This window comes from Citrobacter sp. Cu231 (genome assembly GCF_030332265.1).
Taxonomy (GTDB): Bacteria; Pseudomonadota; Gammaproteobacteria; order Enterobacterales; family Enterobacteriaceae; genus Citrobacter; species Citrobacter meridianamericanus.
On record NZ_JAOWIE010000041.1, the window covers coordinates 66,840 to 88,767 of the forward strand.

Sequence of the window (21,928 nt, forward strand, 5' to 3'; positions counted from 1 at the left end):
TAACTAAGGTTTATCATGGATAAGTTATCTTACGCTTCAGATAGCAGCACATCTGCCTGGAATACCTACCTGCAACAAATCGAGCGTGTGGCCCCTTACCTGGGCGAACTTTCCCATTGGGTGGATACCCTGCGCCACCCAAAACGTGCGCTGATTGTCGATATCCCGGTGCAGATGGATGACGGTACTATCCGTCATTTTGAAGGGTATCGCGTGCAACATAACCTCTCCCGTGGTCCGGGCAAAGGCGGTGTGCGTTATCATCCTGATGTTGATCTTAATGAAGTGATGGCTCTGTCCGCATGGATGACCATCAAATGCGCAGCGTTGAACCTGCCTTACGGCGGTGCAAAAGGCGGCGTGCGCGTCGATCCGTTCTCGCTGTCCGAAGGCGAACTGGAACGCTTGACCCGCCGTTATACCAGCGAAATTGGCATTATCATTGGGCCACAGAAAGACATTCCTGCGCCGGATGTAGGGACTAACGGGAAAGTAATGGCCTGGATGATGGACACCTACTCCATGAACCACGGCACCACTGTGACCAGCGTGGTCACCGGTAAGCCAATTCACCTCGGCGGCTCGTTAGGCCGTGATAAAGCCACCGGTCGTGGCGTTTTCGTCAGCGGTCTGGAAGTGGCGCGTCGTGCCAATATCGACGTTGAAGGTGCCCGCGTCGCGGTGCAAGGTTTTGGTAACGTTGGCAGCGAAGCAGCCAGACTGTTCGCGGCAGCTGGCGCACGCGTCGTCGCGATTCAGGATCACACCGCTACGCTGTTTAACACCACTGGAATCGACATGGCCGCGTTGTCTGCCTGGCAATTGGAGCACAAACAGATAGCCGGTTTCCCGGGCGCTGAAACCATTGCCAGCGAAGCCTTCTGGAGTCTGGAGATGGATATTCTGATCCCGGCTGCACTCGAAGGGCAGATCACCCGCCAACGCGCGGAAACGCTGACCTGTAAACTGGTACTCGAAGGTGCCAACGGTCCAACCTATCCGGACGCCGACGACGTTCTGGCAAACCGCGGTATCATCGTTGTCCCTGACGTGGTATGTAACGCCGGCGGCGTAACCGTCAGCTACTTCGAATGGGTTCAGGATATGGCAAGCTTCTTCTGGAGCGAAGAAGAGATCAACAATCGCATGGACAAAATTATGACCGATGCGATGGTGCACGTGTGGGAAAAAGCCGCAGAGAAATCCTGCTCCCTGCGTACTGCAGCCTACATCGTTGCCTGCGAACGCATTCTGCTGGCACGTAAAGATCGCGGAATTTATCCGGGCTAACGCCGAAATCAACCATGCCTCCACACCACCCGCTCTGCAGGTGGTGTGTTTTCCATAAAAACCCGTTCAAATACTTTCCGCACAAATACCGCCCGACCTCTCACTTTCGCTGTTTTATGCACCATGACGTTCCAATACGGAACATTATTATGCTGCTATGTTTCGTATTGAAACGCCATTTACAGCAATTTTCTTTTGCAAACCCGTGTGCAAAATTACTTTATCGGCAGCGAGCAGTCGCCGTGGCGATGTACAAACCGATACCCTACATCAGATGCCTGCCCGAATCCGGCAGCCATCCAGGACTGTCTGCGGAGCATAAATAATGAAAAAATTGATTAACCGTGTTGAAGACGTACTGAATGAACAACTCGCCGGACTGGCGAAAGCGTATCCTTCCCTGGCGCTGCATCAGGATCCGGTCTATGTCACCCGCGCTGATGCGCCGGTAATGGGCAAAGTGGCGCTGCTTTCCGGCGGCGGCAGCGGGCACGAGCCGATGCACTGCGGCTATATTGGTCAGGGTATGCTCTCTGGCGCCTGTCCGGGAGAGATTTTTACCTCACCTACCCCGGATAAAATGTTCGAATGCGCCATGCAAATTGATGGCGGCGAAGGCGTACTGCTGATCATCAAAAATTACACCGGTGACATTCTTAATTTCGAAACCGCCACCGAGCTGTTGCACGAAAGCGGCGTCAAGGTCACCACCATGGTGGTGGATGATGACGTAGCAGTGAAAGACAGTCTGTATACCGCCGGTCGGCGTGGCGTGGCGAATACCGTATTGATCGAAAAACTGGTCGGCGCGGCTGCCGAACGCGGTGACTCACTCGAAGTCTGCGCAGCGCTGGGTCGTAAACTGAATAACCTGGGCCACTCCATAGGGATAGCCATTGGTGCTTGTACCGTTCCGGCCGCCGGACAACCGTCGTTCACGTTGCAGGATAACGAAATGGAGTTTGGCGTGGGTATTCATGGGGAGCCGGGCATTGACCGCCGCACCTTCACCTCTCTTGATCAGACCGTAGATGAAATGTTCGATACCCTGCTGGCAAACGGCAACTACAGCCGTACACTCCGCCACTGGGACAACGTCCAGGGCGCGTGGCAGGAAGGTAAAGAAAGCAAACGTGCGTTACAAAGCGGCGACCGCGTCATTGCGCTGGTCAATAATCTCGGTGCAACGCCGCTGTCAGAACTCTTCGGCGTGTACAACCGCCTCGAAAGCCGTTGCCAGGATGCAGGTATTGTCATTGAACGCAACCTGATCGGCTCTTACTGTACTTCTCTGGATATGACCGGCTTCTCAATCACCCTGTTACAGGTGGATGACGAAACGCTGAACTTATGGGATGCACCGGTTCACACCCCCGCCCTCAACTGGGGTAAATAAGGAGATTCATGATGTCCCTCAACAGAACGCAGATTGTTAACTGGCTCTATCGCTGCGGTGAAATTTTCACCACCGAAAGTGATTTTCTCACCGGTCTCGATCGGGAAATCGGCGATGCCGACCACGGTCTGAACATGCATCGTGGCTTTAGCAAAGTCGTCGAAAAGCTCCCGTCCATCGCCGATAAAGACATCGGTTTTATTTTGAAAAATACCGGCATGGTACTGCTCTCTAGCGTCGGGGGTGCCAGTGGTCCACTGTTTGGCACCTTTTTTATCCGCGCCGCCCAGGTAACGCAGGCCCATCAAAGCCTGACGCTTGAAGAGTTATATCAAATGATGCGAGATGGCGCAGAGGGTGTGATTAGCCGCGGTAAAGCTGAACCTGGCGACAAAACCATGTGTGATGTCTGGCTGCCGGTAGTGGAGTCTTTACGCCAGTCCTGCGAGCAGAAGCTGAGCGTCCAGGCGGCTCTGGAAGCAGCAAGCCAACAAGCGGAAGCCGCTGCACAAAGCACCATCACCATGCAGGCCCGCAAAGGTCGCGCCAGCTATCTTGGTGAGCGCAGCATTGGACATCAGGATCCCGGCGCAACTTCCGTTATGTTTATGATGCAAATGCTGGCTCAGGCGTCCAGAGAGTAAGGATAAAGCGATGGTAAACCTGGTTATTGTTTCTCACAGCGCCCAGTTGGGCGAAGGCGTCGGCACGCTAGCCCGGCAGATGTTAATGGGTGATGGTTGCAAAATCGCCATTGCCGCAGGCATTGACGATCCTGAGAATCCGATTGGCACCGATCCTATTAAGGTGATGGGAGCCATCGAGTCCGTAGCCGACACAGATCACGTGCTGGTGATGATGGATATTGGGAGTGCGCTACTGAGTGCGGAAACCGCGCTGGAACTGCTCGATCCTGCGATTGCCGCCAAAGTGCGTCTGTGTGCCGCGCCGCTGGTTGAAGGCACGCTGGCCGCAACGGTGAGTGCTGCCGCAGGGGCGAATATCGAACGGGTCATTTGTGATGCCATGAACGCCCTCGACGCCAAATGTGAGCAATTGGGTTTACCTTCGCCATCTGCAGCAAAGTCAACGTCTCCTGACTTAGTACCCGATGCAGATGCACGTTCAGTTGCCATTGTGGTGAAAAACCCTAACGGCATCCACGTTCGCCCAGCTTCACGGCTGGTTTCCGCGCTGTCCGGCTTTAACGCCGACATGTGGCTGGAGAAAAATGGCAAGTGCGTCGTGCCTGATAGCCTGAATCAGATAGCTCTGCTGCAGGTGCGCTGTAACGATATGCTGCGCCTGATTGCCAAGGGCGAACAGGCAGAAGATGCGCTGGCCGCATTCAAACGGCTGGCGGCAGAGAATTTTGGTGAATCGCTCGAGCCCGCGAATGCTGATAACGTAGCCACGCAGGTCCCCCCACAGGCAACGGGAACGGCATTCTGTTATACACCGTTCTCACCAGAGGTCAGCCAGCAGCCTACAGCATCACCTCAGGCAGACCAGCAGCGATTACGGGTCGCTATCCAAAACACGCTGAACGATTTAAGCGCACTAACCGCGCTTGCGGAAGAGCGATATTCCGCTGATATCGCCGCTATTTTCTCCGGTCATCACACGCTGTTGGACGATCCCGATCTGTTTGTTATGGCCTGCGATTTAATGCAGGAGACACAGTGTAGCGCTGCCTGGGCCTGGCATCACGTGCTGAGCGATCTCAGCCAGCAGTATTTACAGCTCGACGATCCCTACCTGCAGGCCCGATACATTGATATAGAAGATTTATTATCGCGTTCGCTGCAGCATTTGACGGGGGAGATCGTGCAAATTCCCGCCTTCATTCGCCCCACTATTCTGGTCGCTGATGTCATCTATCCATCTACGATCCTGCAACTCGATCCGAAGGCAGTCCAGGGCGTCTGTCTGCGAGACGGGAGCGATGCCTCCCACCCGGCAATTATCGCCCGTGCCATGGGGTTGTGTTACGTATGTCAGCAGGGCAAGGCTGTTGATAGCATCAAAATGGGTGACGCCCTAACTCTTGACTGCGTGACGCAACGAATCACCCACGCGGATTGATGACGGTTGCACACCCTTCCCAACCAAGGGTGTGCATCCTGTTTGCCCACGTCGGGAAATGTCTGTTTATTCGCAAAATGGGGCGTCAATCACACGCAACAGTCGATCCTGAACTAAGGTTTTCTCATGGTAAATGCCGCTACTTTGGCACGCCGCTAAGGAGATTAACCGATGATAACACCTGCAACTCGCCATCCAGGCCTGCTTTCTGTTGCAATAAAACTGACACTCGCCAGTACCTTTTTTGCCCTTTCCTCTTTTGCCGTCAATGCAGAAGACGCACCAGCCGCTCCGCCGCAGCCGCCAGATATCCTGCTTGGACCTCTGTTTAACGATATACAAACGGCCAAACTGTTTCCTGACCAGAAAACCTTTGCTGATGCGGTTCCTAACAGCGATCCTCTCATGATCCTTGCCGATTACCGGATGCAGAAAAATCAATCCGGATTTGATTTACGCCATTTTGTGGAGGTGAATTTCACTTTGCCGAAAGACGGCGAGAAATACGTTCCCCCGGCCGGGCAATCATTACGCGAGCACATTGACGGACTGTGGCCGGTCCTCACCCGTTCGACAACCGACGCTGAAAAATGGGACTCTCTGTTGCCACTTCCGGAGCCGTATGTGGTGCCTGGCGGGCGATTTCGCGAAATATACTATTGGGACAGCTATTTCACCATGCTGGGGCTTGCCGAAAGCAATCACTGGGATAAGGTCTCGGACATGGTGGCAAACTTCGCTTACGAGATAGACGCCTGGGGACACATTCCTAACGGCAACCGCACCTACTATCTGAGCCGTTCCCAACCACCGTTCTTTGCCTTTATGGTTGAGCTGCTGGCACAGCACGACGGGGATGACGCGCTGAAAAAATACCTCCCGCAAATGCTCAAAGAGCACACATACTGGATGGAAGGCGTCGACACGCTCCAGCCCGGTCAGCAGAATAAGCGCGTGGTAAAACTGGATGACGGCACCATTTTGAACCGCTACTGGGATGACCGCGATACGCCAAGGCCAGAGTCCTGGGTGGAGGATATCGCCACCGCTAAAAGCAACCCGAACCGACCGGCCACAGAAATCTACCGCGATCTGCGTTCTGCCGCTGCTTCTGGCTGGGACTTTAGTTCCCGCTGGATGGATAACCCTAATCAATTAGGCACCCTGCGAACCACCAGCATTGTTCCGGTCGATCTCAATGCATTGATGTTCAAAATGGAAAAGATGATCGCCCTCGCCAGCAAAGCCGCAGGTGATGATGCTAAAGCGGCACAGTATGAAGGCTTCGCCAATGCCCGACAAAAAGGGATCGAAAAGTATCTGTGGAACGACAAAGAAGGCTGGTATGCCGACTACGATCTGAAGAGTCATAAAGTACGCAACCAACTCACTGCCGCTGCCCTGTTCCCGCTGTATGTCAATGCCGCGGCTAAAGATCGCGCCAGCAAAGTGGCCGCGGCAACCCAGGCGCATCTGCTACAACCCGGCGGCCTTGCTACCACATCGGTGAAAAGCGGTCAGCAGTGGGATGCCCCCAACGGTTGGGCCCCGCTGCAGTGGGTCGCAGCATCCGGGTTACAGAATTACGGCCAGGATGACGTTGCGATGGACGTGACCTGGCGATTCCTCACTAACGTGCAGCACACCTACGATCGTGAGCAAAAGCTGGTTGAAAAGTATGATGTGAGCACCACAGGTACCGGCGGTGGTGGTGGGGAATATCCGTTGCAGGATGGTTTTGGCTGGACCAACGGCGTAACGCTAAAAATGCTCGACCTGATCTGCGCCAAAGAAAAGCCTTGTGACAGCGTACCCGCATCGCGACCAACCCCGGCAAGTACAACACCAGCTGAGCCTAAAAAACAGACTCAACCGACGCCTTGATCAACTTTCTATTATAGAGAAACGGCCCCTTGAGGGGCCGTTCGATTAATCTCGTCGTACAAGCCGGAAGACACCCAGCACAATAATCGCGCCGACCACGGCCACCAGGAAGCTGTGGAGATTAAATCCGCTGACATCACCACCGATACCAAACATCGTTGCCAACCATCCACCGACCACAGCGCCGACAACACCGAGAATACAGGTCAGGATAAATCCACCGCCATCGCGCCCCGGCATAATCAGTTTGGCGATAACCCCCGCAATCAGACCAAAAATAATCCAGGCAATAATTCCCATTTTCAGGCCCTCTTTCCAGTGAACGCACGCGCAAGACATTCTTGCGCCAGCCTTTAAAGTATAGGCAAACCATCGTTATATGTTGTTTTCACGCAGACTGAATTCATTGGCGTGGGTAAAAAATTTCATTCATTTGTATTAAGTTCCGTTGATTGATGCCGATAATCCAACGATAAACCAGGCATCCAGGAGTCATTAGGTGTGAGTAACTACAATGAGCAGTTCCTGAAGCAAAATCCGTTAGCGGTGTTAGGCGTACTCCGGGACTTGAATTCGCAGCAGGTTCCGCTGCGTATCTCCTGGTCAGGTGGCCAGTTCATCAGCAAAATACTGGCGGTCAGCCCGGACGAACTGATCATGGATTTTGGCAGTCAGGAATACGAAAACCAGGCTGTGCAGCGAGCCACTCAGATCTCGATTATCGCCGAAACGCAGGGCGCCAAAGTGGAATTCACCCTGCCGCAGCTTAAGAAAGGCGAATATCAGCGGCTGCCAGCATTTATCTCATCGTTGCCGCCTTCCCTGTGGTTCGTCCAGCGTCGGGAGTATTTCCGCATCGGTGCTCCACTGCATCCCCCCTATCGCTGCACGGTAAAAATGCCGGACAACAGTACGCTGTGTTTTCGCTTATTCGATTTGTCTCTCGGTGGTATGGGCGGGCTGTTAGAAACGGCAAAACCGGAAGGCCTGACAGAAGGCATGCGTTTCTCGCAGGTTGAGCTGAACATGGAGCAATGGGGGGTGTATCACGTTGACGCCCAGCTTATTTCCATTAGCGAACGCAAAGTTATCGACAGTAAAAACGAAACTATTACCACTCCCCGCCTGAGCTTTCGTTTTCTCAACGTCGGCCCGGCGGTGGAGCGGAACTTACAGCGGATTATTTTTTCCCTTGAGCGCGAAGCCCGGGAAAAGTCGAACAAGGTGCGCGGTTAGCATCCCCGGAGTTACATCGCATCCAGCGCTTGCTGAAGCTTCCAGATATAACGCGGAGCCTGCGGCGCCGGATGATTATCCGCAACATGTTCAATAAATTCATCCGGGCTGAGATCGTTGATCTTATTGATGGCTTTTTTCCTGTCGGATGAGAACGTCCGCAGCAGTGCGCCCGCGCCGTTGGCGTACGAGACCACCAGTGCATATTGCATCACCTGCGGATCTTCGATCCCGGCCAGCGGTCCGGTCTCCAGAATGCTCAGGTAGGCGGCTCCCATCGAGATATTGCGCTCTGGATTTTTCAACTCGCTGGTCGACGGCTCTCCGCTCCACCCCATACGACGATAAACATCGCGGCCTGAAGTCGAGGCTTTTAACTGCATCAGACCAATCGCATTAGACTTACTGACCGCATTCGGGTTACCGCCTGATTCAATGGCGATAATGGCGGTAATCAATTGTGGACTGACACCCCAGGCCGCTCCGGCTTTTTCACTGATCGGCATCCATTGCATTGCGCGTTTAACCGGAACTTCAGCATTCCATGGCGGATTTTTGTAATCCTGTTTTGAACTACAGCCCGCAAGTAATACAACCAAAAAAGCAAACCATCTCAATTTCACGTCATCTATCCTTATAGCCGGAACCTGTCGCTGAGGTGACAACGACATACCTACGCGGCATGATATACATTTGGTTTTAGTTGTAGCAAGGAAATGCCATGTCCCGGTTTCACTTAATTGCCCCGTCGGGCTACTGTATCAACCAGCAGGCTGCCTTACGTGGGCTTGCGCGTCTTACTGAGGCCGGTCATCAGGTCGATAATACAGCGGTCATTGCGCGCCGCTGTCAGCGTTTTGCAGGTACAGAAGCAGAGCGTTTGGCTGATTTAAACTCGCTCGTAAATCTGAAATCGCCTGATACCATTGTGATGGCGGTACGTGGCGGCTATGGCGCGAGCCGTTTGCTGGCAGATATTGACTGGCAGGCACTTGCGGCTCGCCAGCAACAAAACCCATTGCTGCTGTGTGGGCACAGCGATTTTACGGCGATCCAGTGTGGTCTACTGGCGCAGGGTAATGTGATTAGCTTCAGCGGCCCGATGCTGGCGGCTAATTTCGGCGCCGAAGAGATGAACCCCTTTACCGAGCTCCATTTCTGGCAAGCTTTACGCAATGCCCAATTTACCCTCGAATGGCAGGGTAACGGCCCCGAGTGTGCGACTGAAGGGACGCTATGGGGCGGAAATCTGGCGATGATCATTTCGCTGATGGGTACGCCGTGGATGCCGGCTATCGAAAACGGCATTTTGGTACTGGAAGACATTAACGAGCATCCGTTTCGCATCGAGCGCATGCTGCTGCAATTGTATCACGCAGGCATACTGGCCCGGCAAAACGCGATTATTCTCGGCAGTTTTAGCGGCAGCGCGCCTAATGATTACGACGCGGGTTACAATCTTGATTCAGTTTGTGATTTTCTGCGCGCCAGATTGTCCGTTCCATTAATCAGCGGCCTCGATTTTGGCCATGAACAACGTACCGTAACCCTACCGTTGGGGGCGAATGCGGTGCTGAAAAATGATAAAAACAGCACTCAGCTCACCTTAAGTGGGCATCCGATACTTAAATCGTAAAAAAAGCGGCTAACAGGGCTAAGTTAAACGCTGTTTCTGTCGTTATTATGTTAGGGTTTGTTAATACGAAACAGCGTAATTCAGGAGTAACCGAACGTTGGATGCCGCAGCAATTATTAGCCTTTTTATTTTGGGTTCCGTTCTCGTCACCTGCAGTATCTTACTCAGTTCATTTTCATCACGTCTTGGTATCCCTATTCTGGTGATATTTCTCGCTATCGGTATGTTGGCGGGCGTCGACGGCGTGGGCGGTATTCCTTTCGATAACTACCCTTTTGCCTACATGGTGAGTAACCTGGCGCTGGCGGTTATCCTGCTTGATGGCGGGATGCGCACCCAGGCCAGCTCTTTTCGCGTCGCTTTGGGCCCGGCATTATCGCTGGCGACCGTGGGTGTGCTGATCACCTCTGGTCTCACTGGCATGATGGCGGCATGGCTGTTTCATCTGGATCTCATTGAAGGGCTGCTGATTGGCGCGATTGTCGGCTCAACCGATGCCGCAGCGGTCTTCTCCCTGCTCGGCGGCAAAGGACTCAACGAACGTGTGGGCTCGACGCTGGAAATTGAATCCGGTAGTAACGACCCGATGGCGGTGTTTTTAACCATTACGCTTATCGCCATGATCCAAAATCACGAGACCGGTTTAAGCTGGATGTTTGCGGTACATATAATCCAGCAGTTTGGCTTAGGCATCATACTGGGTCTCGGCGGCGGCTACCTGCTTCAGCAAATGATTAACCGTATTTCACTGCCTGCCGGGCTTTATCCGCTGCTGGCATTAAGCGGCGGGATCCTGATTTTTGCCCTGACTACCGCGCTGGAAGGCAGCGGTATTCTGGCGGTTTATCTGTGTGGTTTTCTGCTGGGTAATCGCCCAATCCGCAACCGGTTTGGCATTCTGCAAAACTTCGACGGTTTGGCCTGGCTGGCGCAAATCGCCATGTTCCTGGTGCTTGGACTACTGGTTACGCCGTCGGACCTGCTACCTATCGCAATCCCTGCGCTGATTTTGTCTGCGTGGATGATATTCCTTGCCCGCCCGCTTTCGGTCTTTGCCGGACTGCTGCCGTTTCGTGGCTTTAATCTGCGCGAGCGCATTTTCATCAGTTGGGTGGGTTTGCGCGGCGCGGTGCCGATCATCCTCGCCGTCTTCCCAATGATGGCGGGCCTGGAAAACGCGCGCCTGTTTTTTAACGTCGCGTTCTTCGTGGTACTGATCTCGCTGCTGTTTCAGGGAACGTCGCTTTCGTGGGCGGCTAAAAAAGCCAAAGTGGTGGTTCCTCCCGTTGGCTGGCCCGTTTCGCGCATTGGTCTGGATATTCATCCGGACAATCCCTGGGAGCAGTTTGTTTACCAGCTCAGCGCGGATAAGTGGTGTGTAGGCGCCGCGCTGCGCGACTTGCATATGCCAGAAGAGACGCGAATTGCCGCCCTGTTTCGTGACAACGTGCTGTTTCACCCTTCAGGCAGTACCCGCCTGCGTGAAGGCGACGTTCTGTGTGTCATTGGCCGTGAACGCGATCTCCCTGCTCTCGGCAAGCTGTTCAGCCAGTCGCCGCCGGTGTCGTTAGATCAGCGTTTCTTCGGTGATTTCATTCTCGAAGCCAGCGCGAAATATGCCGATGTGGCGCTGATTTATGGCCTGGAAGATGGCACAGAGTATCGCGATAAGCAGCAAACACTCGGTGAAATTGTCCAGCATCTGCTTGGCGCCGCGCCAGTCGTTGGTGACCAGGTTGAATTTGCTGGCATGATCTGGACTGTAGCTGAGAAAGAAGACAATGCAGTGCTGAAAGTTGGTGTTCGCGTGGCTGAAGATGAAGATGAGTAACGTGGATGTTTTTTGCCGGGTGGCGGCGCCGCCTTACCCGGCCTATGAAATGCAATGACTCCATAGGCCTAATCAGTGCAGAGCCATCAGGCACACCGCAAACGTTACACTGTCACAACCGGTACGCGCAGCGCCAGAGAACACATCAACTCATAGCCCACCGTTCCGGCAGAAGTGGCCACGTCGTCAATTTTAATCTCTTTGCCCCACAGCTCCACTGGGGTCCCTATCCCCGCCTGCGGGCACGGCGTCAGGTCTACCGCCAGCATATCCATTGAAACCGTTCCAACCGTACCGGTGCGAACGCCATCCACCAGCACCGGCGTTCCGCTTGGAGCATGGCGCGGATAACCGTCTGCATAGCCAGTCGCCACAATGCCAATACGCTGCTCGCCGCTGGCGGTATAGCGTCCACCGTAGCCCACCCGATCTCCGGCTTTCAACGTCTGTATGCCGATTATCTCGCTGCTCAGGGTCATTACCGGTTTGAGGCCGGTATTGGCAATGTCCCGCCATTGCCCCGACGGCGATGCACCGTACAAAATAATACCAGGGCGAACCCAATCGTAATGCGCTTCAGGGTGCCACAGCGTGGCGGCCGAATTGGACAGCGACCGTTTGCATTCCAGCCCTTCTGTCGCACGGGCAATGCGCGTCATGGCGTCCTGGATCCCCTCCGGGTGCTCCGCATCAGCAAAGTGCGACATTAATGTCATTTCGCCGACATTGGGCATTGCCCGCAGCTGTTGCCAGACTGTTGATACTCTCTCTGGTAAGAAACCCAGCCGGTTCATACCACTGTTCACCTTCAGGTAAACATCCAGCGGCGCGTTGAGGCGCGCATTCTGCAACGCTTTTAGCTGCCAGTTACTGTGCACGCAGGTGGTCAGACGATATTTGTCATACACGATCAGATCATCGGCGTGGAAAAAGCCCTCCAGCATAAGTATCGGGCCTTTCCATCCTCGTTCACGCAGGGTTATCGCTTCCTCAAGATTGAGCATGGCAAAACCGTCGGTGGTGCCCAGCGCATTCCAGACACGTTCAATGCCGTGTCCGTAGGCATTAGCTTTCACCACCGACCAGACGCGGGCGTCCGGCGCTGCCTGGCGGGTAATGGTCAGGTTTTGTTTCAACGCCTGCAGGTCAATGCTGGCCAGTATCGGGCGGGTCATCTCACGTCCTTATCAGTTATGTGCGCCATGTAAATGTCGTGGACGAGACGGAGTAAACCCCGGACTGTAACGCGCCACGCTCAGATCGTCGTAAGGAATAGCCGGCGTGCGACCGGAGAGAATGTCGCTGAGCAACTGACCCGAACCGCAGGCCATTGTCCAGCCCAGGGTGCCGTGCCCGGTGTTAAGCAGCAAATTCTTGAAACGGGTTCGCCCGACCACCGGTGTACCGTCCGGGGTCATCGGACGCAGCCCGGTCCAGAAGGTCGCCTGTTCCACATGCCCACCGCGTGGAAAGAGATCGCGTACAACCATCTCCAGCGTTTCACGACGGGGTTGTAGCAATTCAGTATTGAAGCCCACAATCTCCGCCATGCCGCCAACGCGAATACGGTTATCAAAGCGGGTAATGGCGATTTTGTAGGTTTCATCAAGGATAGTTGAAACCGGAGCACCGTCATCTTGCGCCACCGGAATGGTCAAAGAATAGCCCTTCAGCGGATAGACCGGAATGTCAACGATCCCTTTCAGCATCGCCGTGGAATAGGAGCCAAACGCCATCACATAGGCATCGGCTTTGACTATCTCTTCGCCACACTGAACGCCATAAATCTGCTCGCCATCGCTCAGTAGCTTATCGACCGGGGTGTTAAAACGAAACTTAACGCCCGCCTGCTCCGCCATCAGCGCCAGACGCTGGGTAAACAGCTGGCAGTCACCGGTTTCGTCATTCGGTAAACGCAGACCGCCGGTCAGCTTGTGCGCGACTTCCGCCAGCGCCGGTTCGACTTCCGCCAGGCGGCTTGCTTCCAGGAGCTGATAGGGTACGCCCGCATCTTCGAGCACGGCGATGTCGCGGGTGGCGTTCTCATACTGTTGAGCGGTACGGAACAGCTGTAACGTTCCGCCCTGACGTCCTTCGTACTCGATACCGGTAGAGGCACGCAGCGCTTTCAGGCAATCACGGCTGTATTCAGCCAGGCGCACCATCCGCCCCTTGTTTTCCATGTAGTGGCTGGTGTCGCAGTTGCGCAGCATTTGCCACATCCATTTCAACTGGAACTGCGTCCCGTCGAGGCGAACGGCCAGCGGAGCATGGCGCTGAAACATCCATTTAATTGCTTTAAGCGGTACGCCTGGCGCCGCCCATGGTGCTGCATAACCTGGAGAGATTTGCCCCGCGTTCGCCGCACTGGTTTCCAGTGCCGGACCGGGCTCACGATCAATGACGGTGACATCGTGTCCAGCCTGACTTAAGTACCAGGCGCTGGTCACGCCAACGACACCACTTCCCAGTATGACAACTCGCATAGCCACTCCGTTAACAGTAAAAGAACAATCATCTAATTACATCTTGATAACTCAGTTGAAAATATTATTCAACATATGGCTTTTTTATGGTGACTTATCTCACATATAGCGGTAACAGCGCGGAACTCTTTGCTTTGGCATCTCCTGCTGCGCGTTATTTTTATCCAGCATAAAATTTTGCAACCATGCCATTTTTCGACGCCTCGCTAACGTGAAATCGCAAAGAAAAAATTTCTGCCACAGCACGTTTTTTAACACCATGTTCTATGCTTGAAATGAGGTACTCCAGACAGAGAGTGCCGCCAACAATGAGGGTGCGCGAATGGCTACGATTGATTCCATGAACAAGGACAGCACACGGTTAAGCGATGGACCCGACTGGACGTTTGATCTGCTGGATGTCTATCTGGCGGAAATAGACCGCGTGGCGAAACTCTACAGACTGGATACCTACCCGCACCAAATCGAGGTGATCACCTCCGAACAGATGATGGACGCGTATTCCAGCGTTGGGATGCCGATCAACTATCCTCACTGGTCGTTTGGTAAAAAGTTTATTGAAACCGAACGCTTGTATAAGCATGGTCAGCAGGGGCTGGCCTATGAGATTGTTATTAACTCCAATCCGTGTATCGCGTATCTGATGGAGGAGAACACCATTACCATGCAGGCGCTGGTGATGGCGCATGCTTGCTATGGACATAACTCCTTTTTCAAAAACAACTACCTGTTCCGTAGCTGGACGGATGCCAGTTCCATCGTCGATTACCTGATCTTCGCGCGAAACTATATTACCCAGTGCGAAGAACGCTATGGCGTGGATGAAGTCGAAAAGCTCCTCGACTCCTGTCATGCGTTGATGAATTACGGCGTTGACCGTTACAAACGCCCGCAAAAAATCTCCCTACAGGAAGAAAAAGCCCGGCAAAAAAGCCGTGAAGAGTATCTGCAAAGCCAGGTGAATATGTTGTGGCGCACGCTGCCGAAGAAAGAGGAAGAGAAAAGCGTGGCGGAAGCCCGGCGTTATCCCTCTGAGCCACAGGAAAACCTGCTGTACTTCATGGAGAAGAACGCCCCGCTGCTGGAGTCCTGGCAACGCGAAGTGCTGCGCATTGTGCGCAAGGTCAGCCAATATTTTTATCCGCAGAAACAAACACAGGTGATGAACGAAGGTTGGGCTACTTTCTGGCATTACACCATCCTGAACCACCTTTATGATGAAGGTAAAGTCACGGAACGGTTTATGCTGGAGTTTCTGCATAGCCATACCAACGTAGTGTTCCAACCGCCATACAACAGTCCGTGGTATAGCGGAATAAATCCTTATGCCCTCGGTTTTGCCATGTTCCAGGATATCAAACGTATTTGCCAGTCGCCAACCGAAGAGGACAAATACTGGTTCCCAAATATAGCCGGATCCGACTGGCTGGAAACCCTGCATTTCGCGATGCGCGATTTCAAAGATGAAAGTTTTATCAGTCAGTTCCTGTCCCCGAAGGTGATGCGTGATTTCCGCCTGTTCACCGTACTGGATGACGATCGTCATAACTATCTGGAGATTTCCGCGATTCATAACGAGGAAGGGTATCGTGAAATTCGTAACCGGTTGTCGTCGCAATATAACCTGAGCAACCTGGAGCCGAATATTCAAATCTGGAATGTCGATCTACGCGGTGACCGCTCCCTCACCTTGCGCTATATTCCGCATAACCGTGCTCCGCTGGATAAAGGACGCAAAGAGGTGCTTAAGCATGTGCACCGGTTATGGGGTTTTGACGTGATGCTGGAGCAGCAGAATGAAGATGGCAGCGTGGAGCTGCTGGAGCGTTGCCCGCCGAGGATGAACGGTCTGTAATAATAAAACCCCTCAAATGAGGGGTTTCTAATTAGCGGCCCTGAATGGCTAAGTCGCCCGGCAAGTTCTTCTGCATACGATGCCAAATCTCGCCACTATCGTGACCATAGCGACGCACCGTATCATATACCTGCTCATGAGCACCTTGCTCACAAAGTTCTGACAGCTTACGGTAGAAGCTCAGCGCCAGCGCGCGCGCCTCCGGATTGGCGAAGTAATGACGGCCAATGCGGGTATACAATCCTTTCATGCCATTGAGAATCAAACCATAGATCGGGTTGCCGGAGGCAAATGCCAGTCCACGAAAGATGTTGTAATCCAGATCGGCAAAGGCGTCAGCGTGGTCGGCAACCTGATTTGCCGTTGCCAGGACCTCCTGCGCTTTATCAGGATGCTGGCGAAACGCGGTGCGAATAAAGATTGTCGAAATATTGGTACGCACAGACAGCAGATTATCGATCAGCTGCGGCACACTTTCATGATCGAGACGCGCCAACGTTTCAAGGATATTCAGCCCCGAAGTTTCCCAGAAGTTATTCACCTTCGTCGGTTTGCCGTGTTGAATGGTCAACCAACCGTCCCGCGCCAGACGCTGTAATACCTCGCGTAACGTGGTACGTGTCACTCCAATAAGTTCAGAGAGTTCACGTTCAGCGGGCAAAATAGTGCCAGGTGGGAAGCGGTTATTCCAGATACTTTCAATGATGTACTCTTCCGCGAACCCCGCCGGGCTTTGCGCCTTAATGACCATAGTGATAATTCCATTACACAGCAAAACATAGTTACAGTTATCATACCAGACGGGTCACATAGCTGATAGCTGACGCAATGAAGAAAAAGTGGATCAAGGCTTCATTTTCCAGATAACGCTGAAGTACAACCAGGCTTGCCCGTCACGTGAATAGCTTGCCTGTACTCCCTCCTCCCGCTAAGCTTTGCGGTCAAACATAAAAACATGATTTCATTTTTAAAGGTAGGGAAATCACCATGGAGCTATCATGGGGCCGCGCTATGTAGCGCAATTTTTTAGGTCAATCACCTGACTGGTACAAACTTGCACTACTCATCTTCTTAGTCGTTAACCCGATTATTTTCTTCATTAATCCCTTCATTGCGGGCTGGCTGTTGGTAGCCGAGTTCATTTTTACGCTGGCGATGGCGCTAAAATGCTACCCGCTGCTGCCGGGCGGGTTGTTAGCCATAGAAGCAGTCATGATTGGCATGACCAGCGCTACACATGTGCGTGAAGAGGTTGCCGCTAACCTTGAAGTGCTTTTGCTGCTGATGTTTATGGTGGCTGGCATCTACTTTATGAAGCAGCTTCTGCTGTTTATTTTCACCCGTTTGCTGCTCACTATTCGCTCTAAGGCGTTGCTGTCACTGGCATTTTGCGTTGCCGCCGCCTTTCTCTCGGCATTTCTTGATGCGCTGACCGTCGTGGCCGTGGTGATCAGCGTAGCGGTCGGTTTTTATGGTATCTACCATCGTGTCGCCTCTTCCCGCACGGAAGACAATAATATGCTTGATGACAGCCATATCGATCAGCACCATAAGGTCGTTCTTGAGCAGTTCCGTGGTTTTCTGCGCAGTTTGATGATGCATGCGGGTGTCGGTACGGCGTTAGGCGGCGTGATGACCATGGTCGGCGAACCGCAAAACCTGATTATCGCCAAAGCAGCTGGCTGGCATTTTGGTGACTTCTTCCTGCGCATGTCGCCGGTCACCGTCCCGGTGCTGATTTGCGGCCTGCTAACCTGTGTGCTGGTTGAGAAGTTGCGTTGGTTTGGCTATGGCGATACGTTGCCGGAGACCGTGCGTGACGTTCTGCAACAGTTTGACGATCAGAGCCGTAAGCAACGTACTCGCCAGGACAAAATCAAACTGATTATCCAGGCGATTATTGGTGTCTGGCTGGTGATTGCTCTGGCCCTGCATCTGGCGGAAGTCGGATTAATTGGTTTATCGGTGATTATTCTGGCAACCTCGTTGACTGGCGTTACTGACGAACATGCGATTGGTAAAGCGTTTACCGAATCGCTGCCTTTCACCGCCCTGTTGACTGTGTTCTTCTCAATTGTTGCGGTTATTATCGATCAACAGCTTTTCTCGCCAATCATTCAGTTTGTTTTACAATCCTCCGAACATGCCCAACTGACGCTGTTCTACCTCTTCAACGGCCTGCTGTCTTCTATTTCTGATAACGTATTTGTCGGCACAATTTACATTAACGAGGCCAAAGCCGCGCTGGAACAGGGAACTATCAGCCTCAATCAATATGAACTGTTAGCGGTGGCGATCAATACCGGGACCAACCTGCCTTCCGTGGCCACGCCAAACGGCCAGGCGGCATTCCTGTTCCTGCTGACCTCCGCGCTGGCACCGTTGATACGCCTGTCTTATGGCCGCATGGTGTGGATGGCTCTCCCTTATACCCTTGTTCTGACACTCGTCGGTCTGCTTTGCGTAGAGTTCACACTTGTTCCGGTGACCGAGTGGATGGCCCAAACGGGCTGGTTAGCTACACTTTCATAACAATTAACCGGGCAAATCACTGCCCGGTTTGACTTTTTGCATGATAAATATCCGATTACGCAAATTTTCAATTACCGCTAGTGGCGCATAAGTTGAATTGGTTTAAACTGCGGTCTCTACGCATGTTGCAGGGAAATGATTATGTTGCGATTTTTAAACCAGTGCTCCCGAGGTCGTGGAGCATGGTTATTGTTGGCGTTAACCGCCTTTGCGCTGGAGCTCGTCGCGCTTTGGTTCCAGCACGTCATGCTGCTAAAACCGTGCGTGTTGTGTATCTACGAACGTAGCGCATTATTCGGTGTAATGGGAGCGGGACTGGTAGGGGCTATCGCGCCAAAAACGCCGCTGCGCTATGTGGCGATGGTTATCTGGATTTACAGCGCCTGGCGCGGGTTTCAGTTGGCGTATGAACACACCATGATTCAGCTTTATCCTTCACCGTTTATGACCTGTGATTTTGCCGCCCGCTTCCCGAGCTGGCTGCCGCTGGACAAATGGCTTCCGCAAGTGTTTTTAGCCTCCGGCGACTGTGCTGAACGCCAGTGGTCTTTTTTAACCCTGGAAATGCCGCAGTGGCTGTTGGGGATCTTCGCCGCCTACCTGGTGGTCGCCGTGCTGGTAGTCATAGCGCAGCCGTTTAAACCGAAAAAACGTGACCTCTTCGGTCGCTAACAGAGACGCGCATTCGGGAGCGTTAAACGTTGGTTTAACGCACTGTAATATAAAACATCCGTAAGACGTCCATCTTAGGTACAGAAAGCTCACAATGTCACCGTTGTGAGCTTTTTTTACCGGTTAAGAGAATATGTCGTCGTAATGGCTTTCGTATGAGTTTGCTGCAATCAGTCAGCACGAGTTCAACAACGGCTTACAATCTGATTCAAGCGAAGAGCTTAAGCTCGGCATACTAATACGTCGTTGAGAGTAACTTTCCCCCGCAACGGCTAGCCCGGTAAAACTCGCGCTGCATCGAATGCCGATGATCAATTTTCTGTAACAATTTTCCGTTATAAGTGATCTACCCCTCAATTTGGAATCTTTCTACTAGTTTATCTACCCGAGTAGATCTATTAATCTGCAGTAAAAATGCAATATCTACCCGAGTAGAATAGATAAAGTTAAAGCGCGCGCAATTATTGGCAGATAACGTCAAGGAGTTCTTATGAACACGCATTCATCCTCTGTACCCGTAACTGACGGTCAGCAAGCCGCACAGCAACGGTTGGAAACACCTGAAGGACGCCGCGAATTCTGGCGAGCGGCATTATCTTGTTGGCTGGGCACAACAATGGAATATGCCGATTTCGCTCTGTATGGCCTCGCGGCTGGCATTATATTTGGCGACATCTTTTTTCCCGAAGCAACGCCTGTTATGGCGCTGTTATCCAGCTTCGCAGCCTATTCCGTTGGGTTTATCGCCCGTCCCATCGGCGCGCTGTTATTCGGCTGGATCGGCGATCGTCATGGCCGAAAAATTGTGATGGTTATCACTATCGGGCTAATGGGCGTATCAACCATGTTGATCGGTTTAATTCCCAGCTACGCGCAAATTGGCGTTTGGGCGCCGGTGTGTCTGGTTATTTTACGATTTTCCCAAGGGCTGGGCGCCGGTGCAGAATTGTCAGGCGGCACCGTCATGCTCGGTGAATATGCCCCTGTTAAACGCCGCGGTCTGGTCTCTTCGATTATCGCCCTGGGTTCAAATAGCAGTACGTTGTTGGCCTCATTGGTTTGGCTCATCGTGCTGCAAATGGATAAAGACACCTTATTAAGTTGGGGGTGGCGTATTCCTTTTCTTTGTAGTTTCCTTATCGCCGCCACCGCCCTCTTTATACGGCGTCATATGCGTGAAACGCCGGTATTTGAACGTCAAAAAGCACTCCTGCAGGCCGAACGAGAGAATGCGCTTCGTAAAGGTGAGGAGATGCAGCAGCACGACACACGTAGTTTCTGGCAACGCACCCGTGCGTTCTGGACTATGGTCGGATTGCGTATCGGCGAAAATGGTCCCTCCTACCTGGCACAAGGATTCATTATTGGCTATGTTGCCAAAGTGCTGATGGTTGATAAATCGGTCCCCACTTTGGCGGTTTTTATCGCTTCAATTCTGGGGTTTGCCATTATTCCACTGGCAGGTTGGCTTTCTGATCGGTTTGGAAGACGTATCACCTATCGTTGGTTTTGTCTGTTGCTTATCCTGTATGCATTCCCGGCATTCATGTTGCTGGATTCCCGCGAGCCGTGGATTGTTATCCCAACAATTATTACGGGAATGGGACTCGCTTCCCTGGGAATTTTTGGGGTTCAGGCGGCATGGGGAGTTGAACTGTTTGGTGTAACCAACCGTTATACCAAAATGGCTTTCGCAAAAGAGCTGGGATCCATTATGTCTGGCGGTACGGCCCCACTCGTCGCCTCAGCGTTACTCTCGTTTTACGGCCACTGGTGGCCTATTGCCCTCTATTTTTCGCTCATGGCTGCTATTGGACTAGTGACGACTTTCTTCGCTCCGGAAACGCGCGGTCGCGATCTCAACCTGCCGGAGGATGCGATTTGAGACCTGAGAGCGTGGGATGCGCGTTCTTTACCAAAGATTTTTGGGTCATAACACCTTATGCTGGCTGGCAAAACGAACACTCTGAACAAAATCAGGTTGGTGCCTTATGACTCAATCACATTCACAACGTGTAACCCGCTCCGATGTCGCGAAAGAAGCAGGAACGTCTGTCGCTGTAGTGAGCTACGTTATTAATAATGGTCCGCGTCCGGTGGCCGAAGCGACCCGACAACGCGTATTGCAGGCCATAAAAAAGACGGGATATCGACCCAATGGTATAGCGCGAGCCCTCGCTTCAGGCAGTACACATACTTACGGGCTCATTGCTCCTGACATATCGAACCCGTTTATTGCCTCAATGGCACACGCCCTGCAACATGAGGCATTTGCTGATGGCAAGGTGCTTCTGCTTGGTGATGCGGGTGATAATAGCGGACGTGAACGAGAATTGATTAATAATATGCTGAATCGTCAGGTTGATGGACTTATCTATACCAGTGTAGATCGGCATCCCTATATTGAGCTGATTCAGGATAGCGGTACGCCTTGTGTCATGTTGGATCGTGTAGATCCCAGTCTGAATGTGAGTGTGATTCAGGTAGATGAACAGCTAGCAGCCAGACAGGTCACACAACATCTTATTGATCACGGTTACCGTGACATTGGCATAATTTGTGGTCCACGTGAAATGTTGAACACGCAGGATCGTATCAAAGGATGGCAGTTAGCATTGGAGGAATCCTCGCTCTCTGTCAATCCCTCCTGGATCTTTTCGACTAACTATACCCGTGTCGGAGGCTACGAGGCGACGAAACGCATGTTACAAGGAGTGCCTCCACGCGCGCTGTTCGCTACCAATGAGCAGCAAGCGCTTGGGTGCTTACGGGCACTGGCAGAACAAGGGCTCCACGTTCCACAAGATGTGGCTTTGGTCTGCTTTAACGCAACACAGGAATCGGCTTACAACGTACCTTCCCTAACCGCCGTTCGACAACCGGTAGACAAAATGGCCCGGGCGGCAATCGATATGTTGAAAAACTGGAATGGAGAAGTTCGCCGCATTGAATTTGAGTTTTTTTTACAAGTGGGAGAGTCGTGTGGCTGCCAGGGACATGAAGTACAATCCGAAACCAGATAAAC

17 protein-coding genes and 1 pseudogene are annotated in these 21,928 nt (G+C 52.7%); 13 read left to right on the forward strand and 5 right to left on the reverse strand.

Features of this window, described 5'->3' with window-relative positions:
- The first annotated feature begins 15 nt into the window (after positions 1-15).
- From OGY15_RS14755 to OGY15_RS14775, 5 genes are all read left to right on the forward strand, one after another.
- Positions 16-1,290: a Glu/Leu/Phe/Val family dehydrogenase gene (locus OGY15_RS14755; protein ID WP_151219432.1), complete on the forward strand. Its 1,275-nt coding sequence runs from the start codon at positions 16-18 to the stop codon at positions 1,288-1,290.
- A gap of 325 nt (positions 1,291-1,615) precedes the next feature.
- Complete coding sequence (dhaK, locus tag OGY15_RS14760; RefSeq protein ID WP_151219433.1) at positions 1,616-2,686, forward strand: dihydroxyacetone kinase subunit DhaK; 1,071 nt, start codon at positions 1,616-1,618, stop codon at positions 2,684-2,686.
- An 11-nt stretch (positions 2,687-2,697) separates the two neighbouring features.
- A complete protein-coding gene (gene dhaL / locus OGY15_RS14765; protein ID WP_020996617.1) occupies positions 2,698-3,330 on the forward strand; it encodes a dihydroxyacetone kinase subunit DhaL in 633 nt (210 codons plus the stop codon).
- 10 nt (positions 3,331-3,340) lie between these two features.
- On the forward strand, positions 3,341-4,771 hold the full coding sequence (gene dhaM / locus OGY15_RS14770; protein ID WP_151219434.1) for a dihydroxyacetone kinase phosphoryl donor subunit DhaM: 1,431 nt from the start codon (positions 3,341-3,343) through the stop codon (positions 4,769-4,771).
- A 171-nt stretch (positions 4,772-4,942) separates the two neighbouring features.
- Entirely contained in the window at positions 4,943-6,655 is a 1,713-nt protein-coding gene (locus OGY15_RS14775; RefSeq protein WP_187252307.1) for an alpha,alpha-trehalase, read from the forward strand.
- Between the two features lie 45 nt (positions 6,656-6,700).
- Here the strand turns inward: OGY15_RS14775 and OGY15_RS14780 are convergent, their stop codons facing one another.
- A complete protein-coding gene (locus OGY15_RS14780) occupies positions 6,701-6,955 on the reverse strand; it encodes a GlsB/YeaQ/YmgE family stress response membrane protein (protein WP_151219512.1) in 255 nt (84 codons plus the stop codon).
- Between the two features lie 201 nt (positions 6,956-7,156).
- Between OGY15_RS14780 and ycgR the strand changes: the two genes are divergently transcribed.
- Entirely contained in the window at positions 7,157-7,891 is a 735-nt protein-coding gene (ycgR, locus tag OGY15_RS14785; protein WP_187258845.1) for a flagellar brake protein YcgR, read from the forward strand.
- 11 nt (positions 7,892-7,902) lie between these two features.
- Here ycgR and emtA read toward each other — a convergent pair whose 3' ends face one another.
- On the reverse strand, positions 7,903-8,514 hold the full coding sequence (gene emtA, locus OGY15_RS14790; protein WP_151225551.1) for a membrane-bound lytic murein transglycosylase EmtA: 612 nt from the start codon (positions 8,512-8,514) through the stop codon (positions 7,903-7,905).
- Positions 8,515-8,612: 98 nt separating this feature from the next.
- On the opposite strand from emtA, the gene ldcA reads away from it, so the two are divergent.
- Complete coding sequence (ldcA, locus tag OGY15_RS14795) at positions 8,613-9,527, forward strand: muramoyltetrapeptide carboxypeptidase (protein WP_286539811.1); 915 nt, start codon at positions 8,613-8,615, stop codon at positions 9,525-9,527.
- 97 nt (positions 9,528-9,624) lie between these two features.
- Positions 9,625-11,358 (forward strand): potassium/proton antiporter, encoded by a 1,734-nt coding sequence (locus tag OGY15_RS14800; protein ID WP_151219438.1) that lies wholly within the window; start codon positions 9,625-9,627, stop codon positions 11,356-11,358.
- Between the two features lie 104 nt (positions 11,359-11,462).
- On the opposite strand, the gene dadX is transcribed toward OGY15_RS14800, so the two are convergent.
- The gene (gene dadX, locus OGY15_RS14805; RefSeq protein ID WP_151219439.1) at positions 11,463-12,533 is read right to left on the reverse strand and encodes a catabolic alanine racemase DadX; all 1,071 of its coding nucleotides are present in this window, start codon (positions 12,531-12,533) and stop codon (positions 11,463-11,465) included.
- Positions 12,534-12,545: 12 nt separating this feature from the next.
- Positions 12,546-13,844 (reverse strand): D-amino acid dehydrogenase, encoded by a 1,299-nt coding sequence (locus OGY15_RS14810; RefSeq protein ID WP_043016065.1) that lies wholly within the window; start codon positions 13,842-13,844, stop codon positions 12,546-12,548.
- A gap of 322 nt (positions 13,845-14,166) precedes the next feature.
- Between OGY15_RS14810 and OGY15_RS14815 the strand changes: the two genes are divergently transcribed.
- A complete protein-coding gene (locus OGY15_RS14815) occupies positions 14,167-15,699 on the forward strand; it encodes a SpoVR family protein (RefSeq protein WP_187252304.1) in 1,533 nt (510 codons plus the stop codon).
- A gap of 31 nt (positions 15,700-15,730) precedes the next feature.
- Here OGY15_RS14815 and fadR read toward each other — a convergent pair whose 3' ends face one another.
- Positions 15,731-16,450 carry a fatty acid metabolism transcriptional regulator FadR gene (gene fadR, locus OGY15_RS14820; RefSeq protein WP_252837660.1) on the reverse strand — a complete coding sequence of 240 codons (720 nt, stop codon included), beginning with the start codon at positions 16,448-16,450 and terminating at the stop codon, positions 15,731-15,733.
- A 236-nt stretch (positions 16,451-16,686) separates the two neighbouring features.
- Between fadR and nhaB the strand changes: the two are divergent.
- The 4 genes and pseudogenes from nhaB to OGY15_RS14840 all read left to right on the forward strand — a co-directional run bounded on the left by nhaB (position 16,687) and on the right by OGY15_RS14840 (position 21,926).
- A pseudogene (gene nhaB / locus OGY15_RS14825) lies at positions 16,687-18,231 on the forward strand (Na(+)/H(+) antiporter NhaB).
- A 141-nt stretch (positions 18,232-18,372) separates the two neighbouring features.
- Complete coding sequence (dsbB, locus tag OGY15_RS14830; RefSeq protein ID WP_151219442.1) at positions 18,373-18,903, forward strand: disulfide bond formation protein DsbB; 531 nt, start codon at positions 18,373-18,375, stop codon at positions 18,901-18,903.
- Between the two features lie 490 nt (positions 18,904-19,393).
- Entirely contained in the window at positions 19,394-20,788 is a 1,395-nt protein-coding gene (locus OGY15_RS14835) for an MFS transporter (RefSeq protein ID WP_286539819.1), read from the forward strand.
- Between the two features lie 106 nt (positions 20,789-20,894).
- Positions 20,895-21,926 carry a LacI family DNA-binding transcriptional regulator gene (locus OGY15_RS14840; protein ID WP_286539820.1) on the forward strand — a complete coding sequence of 344 codons (1,032 nt, stop codon included), beginning with the start codon at positions 20,895-20,897 and terminating at the stop codon, positions 21,924-21,926.
- Positions 21,927-21,928: the final 2 nt, after the last annotated feature.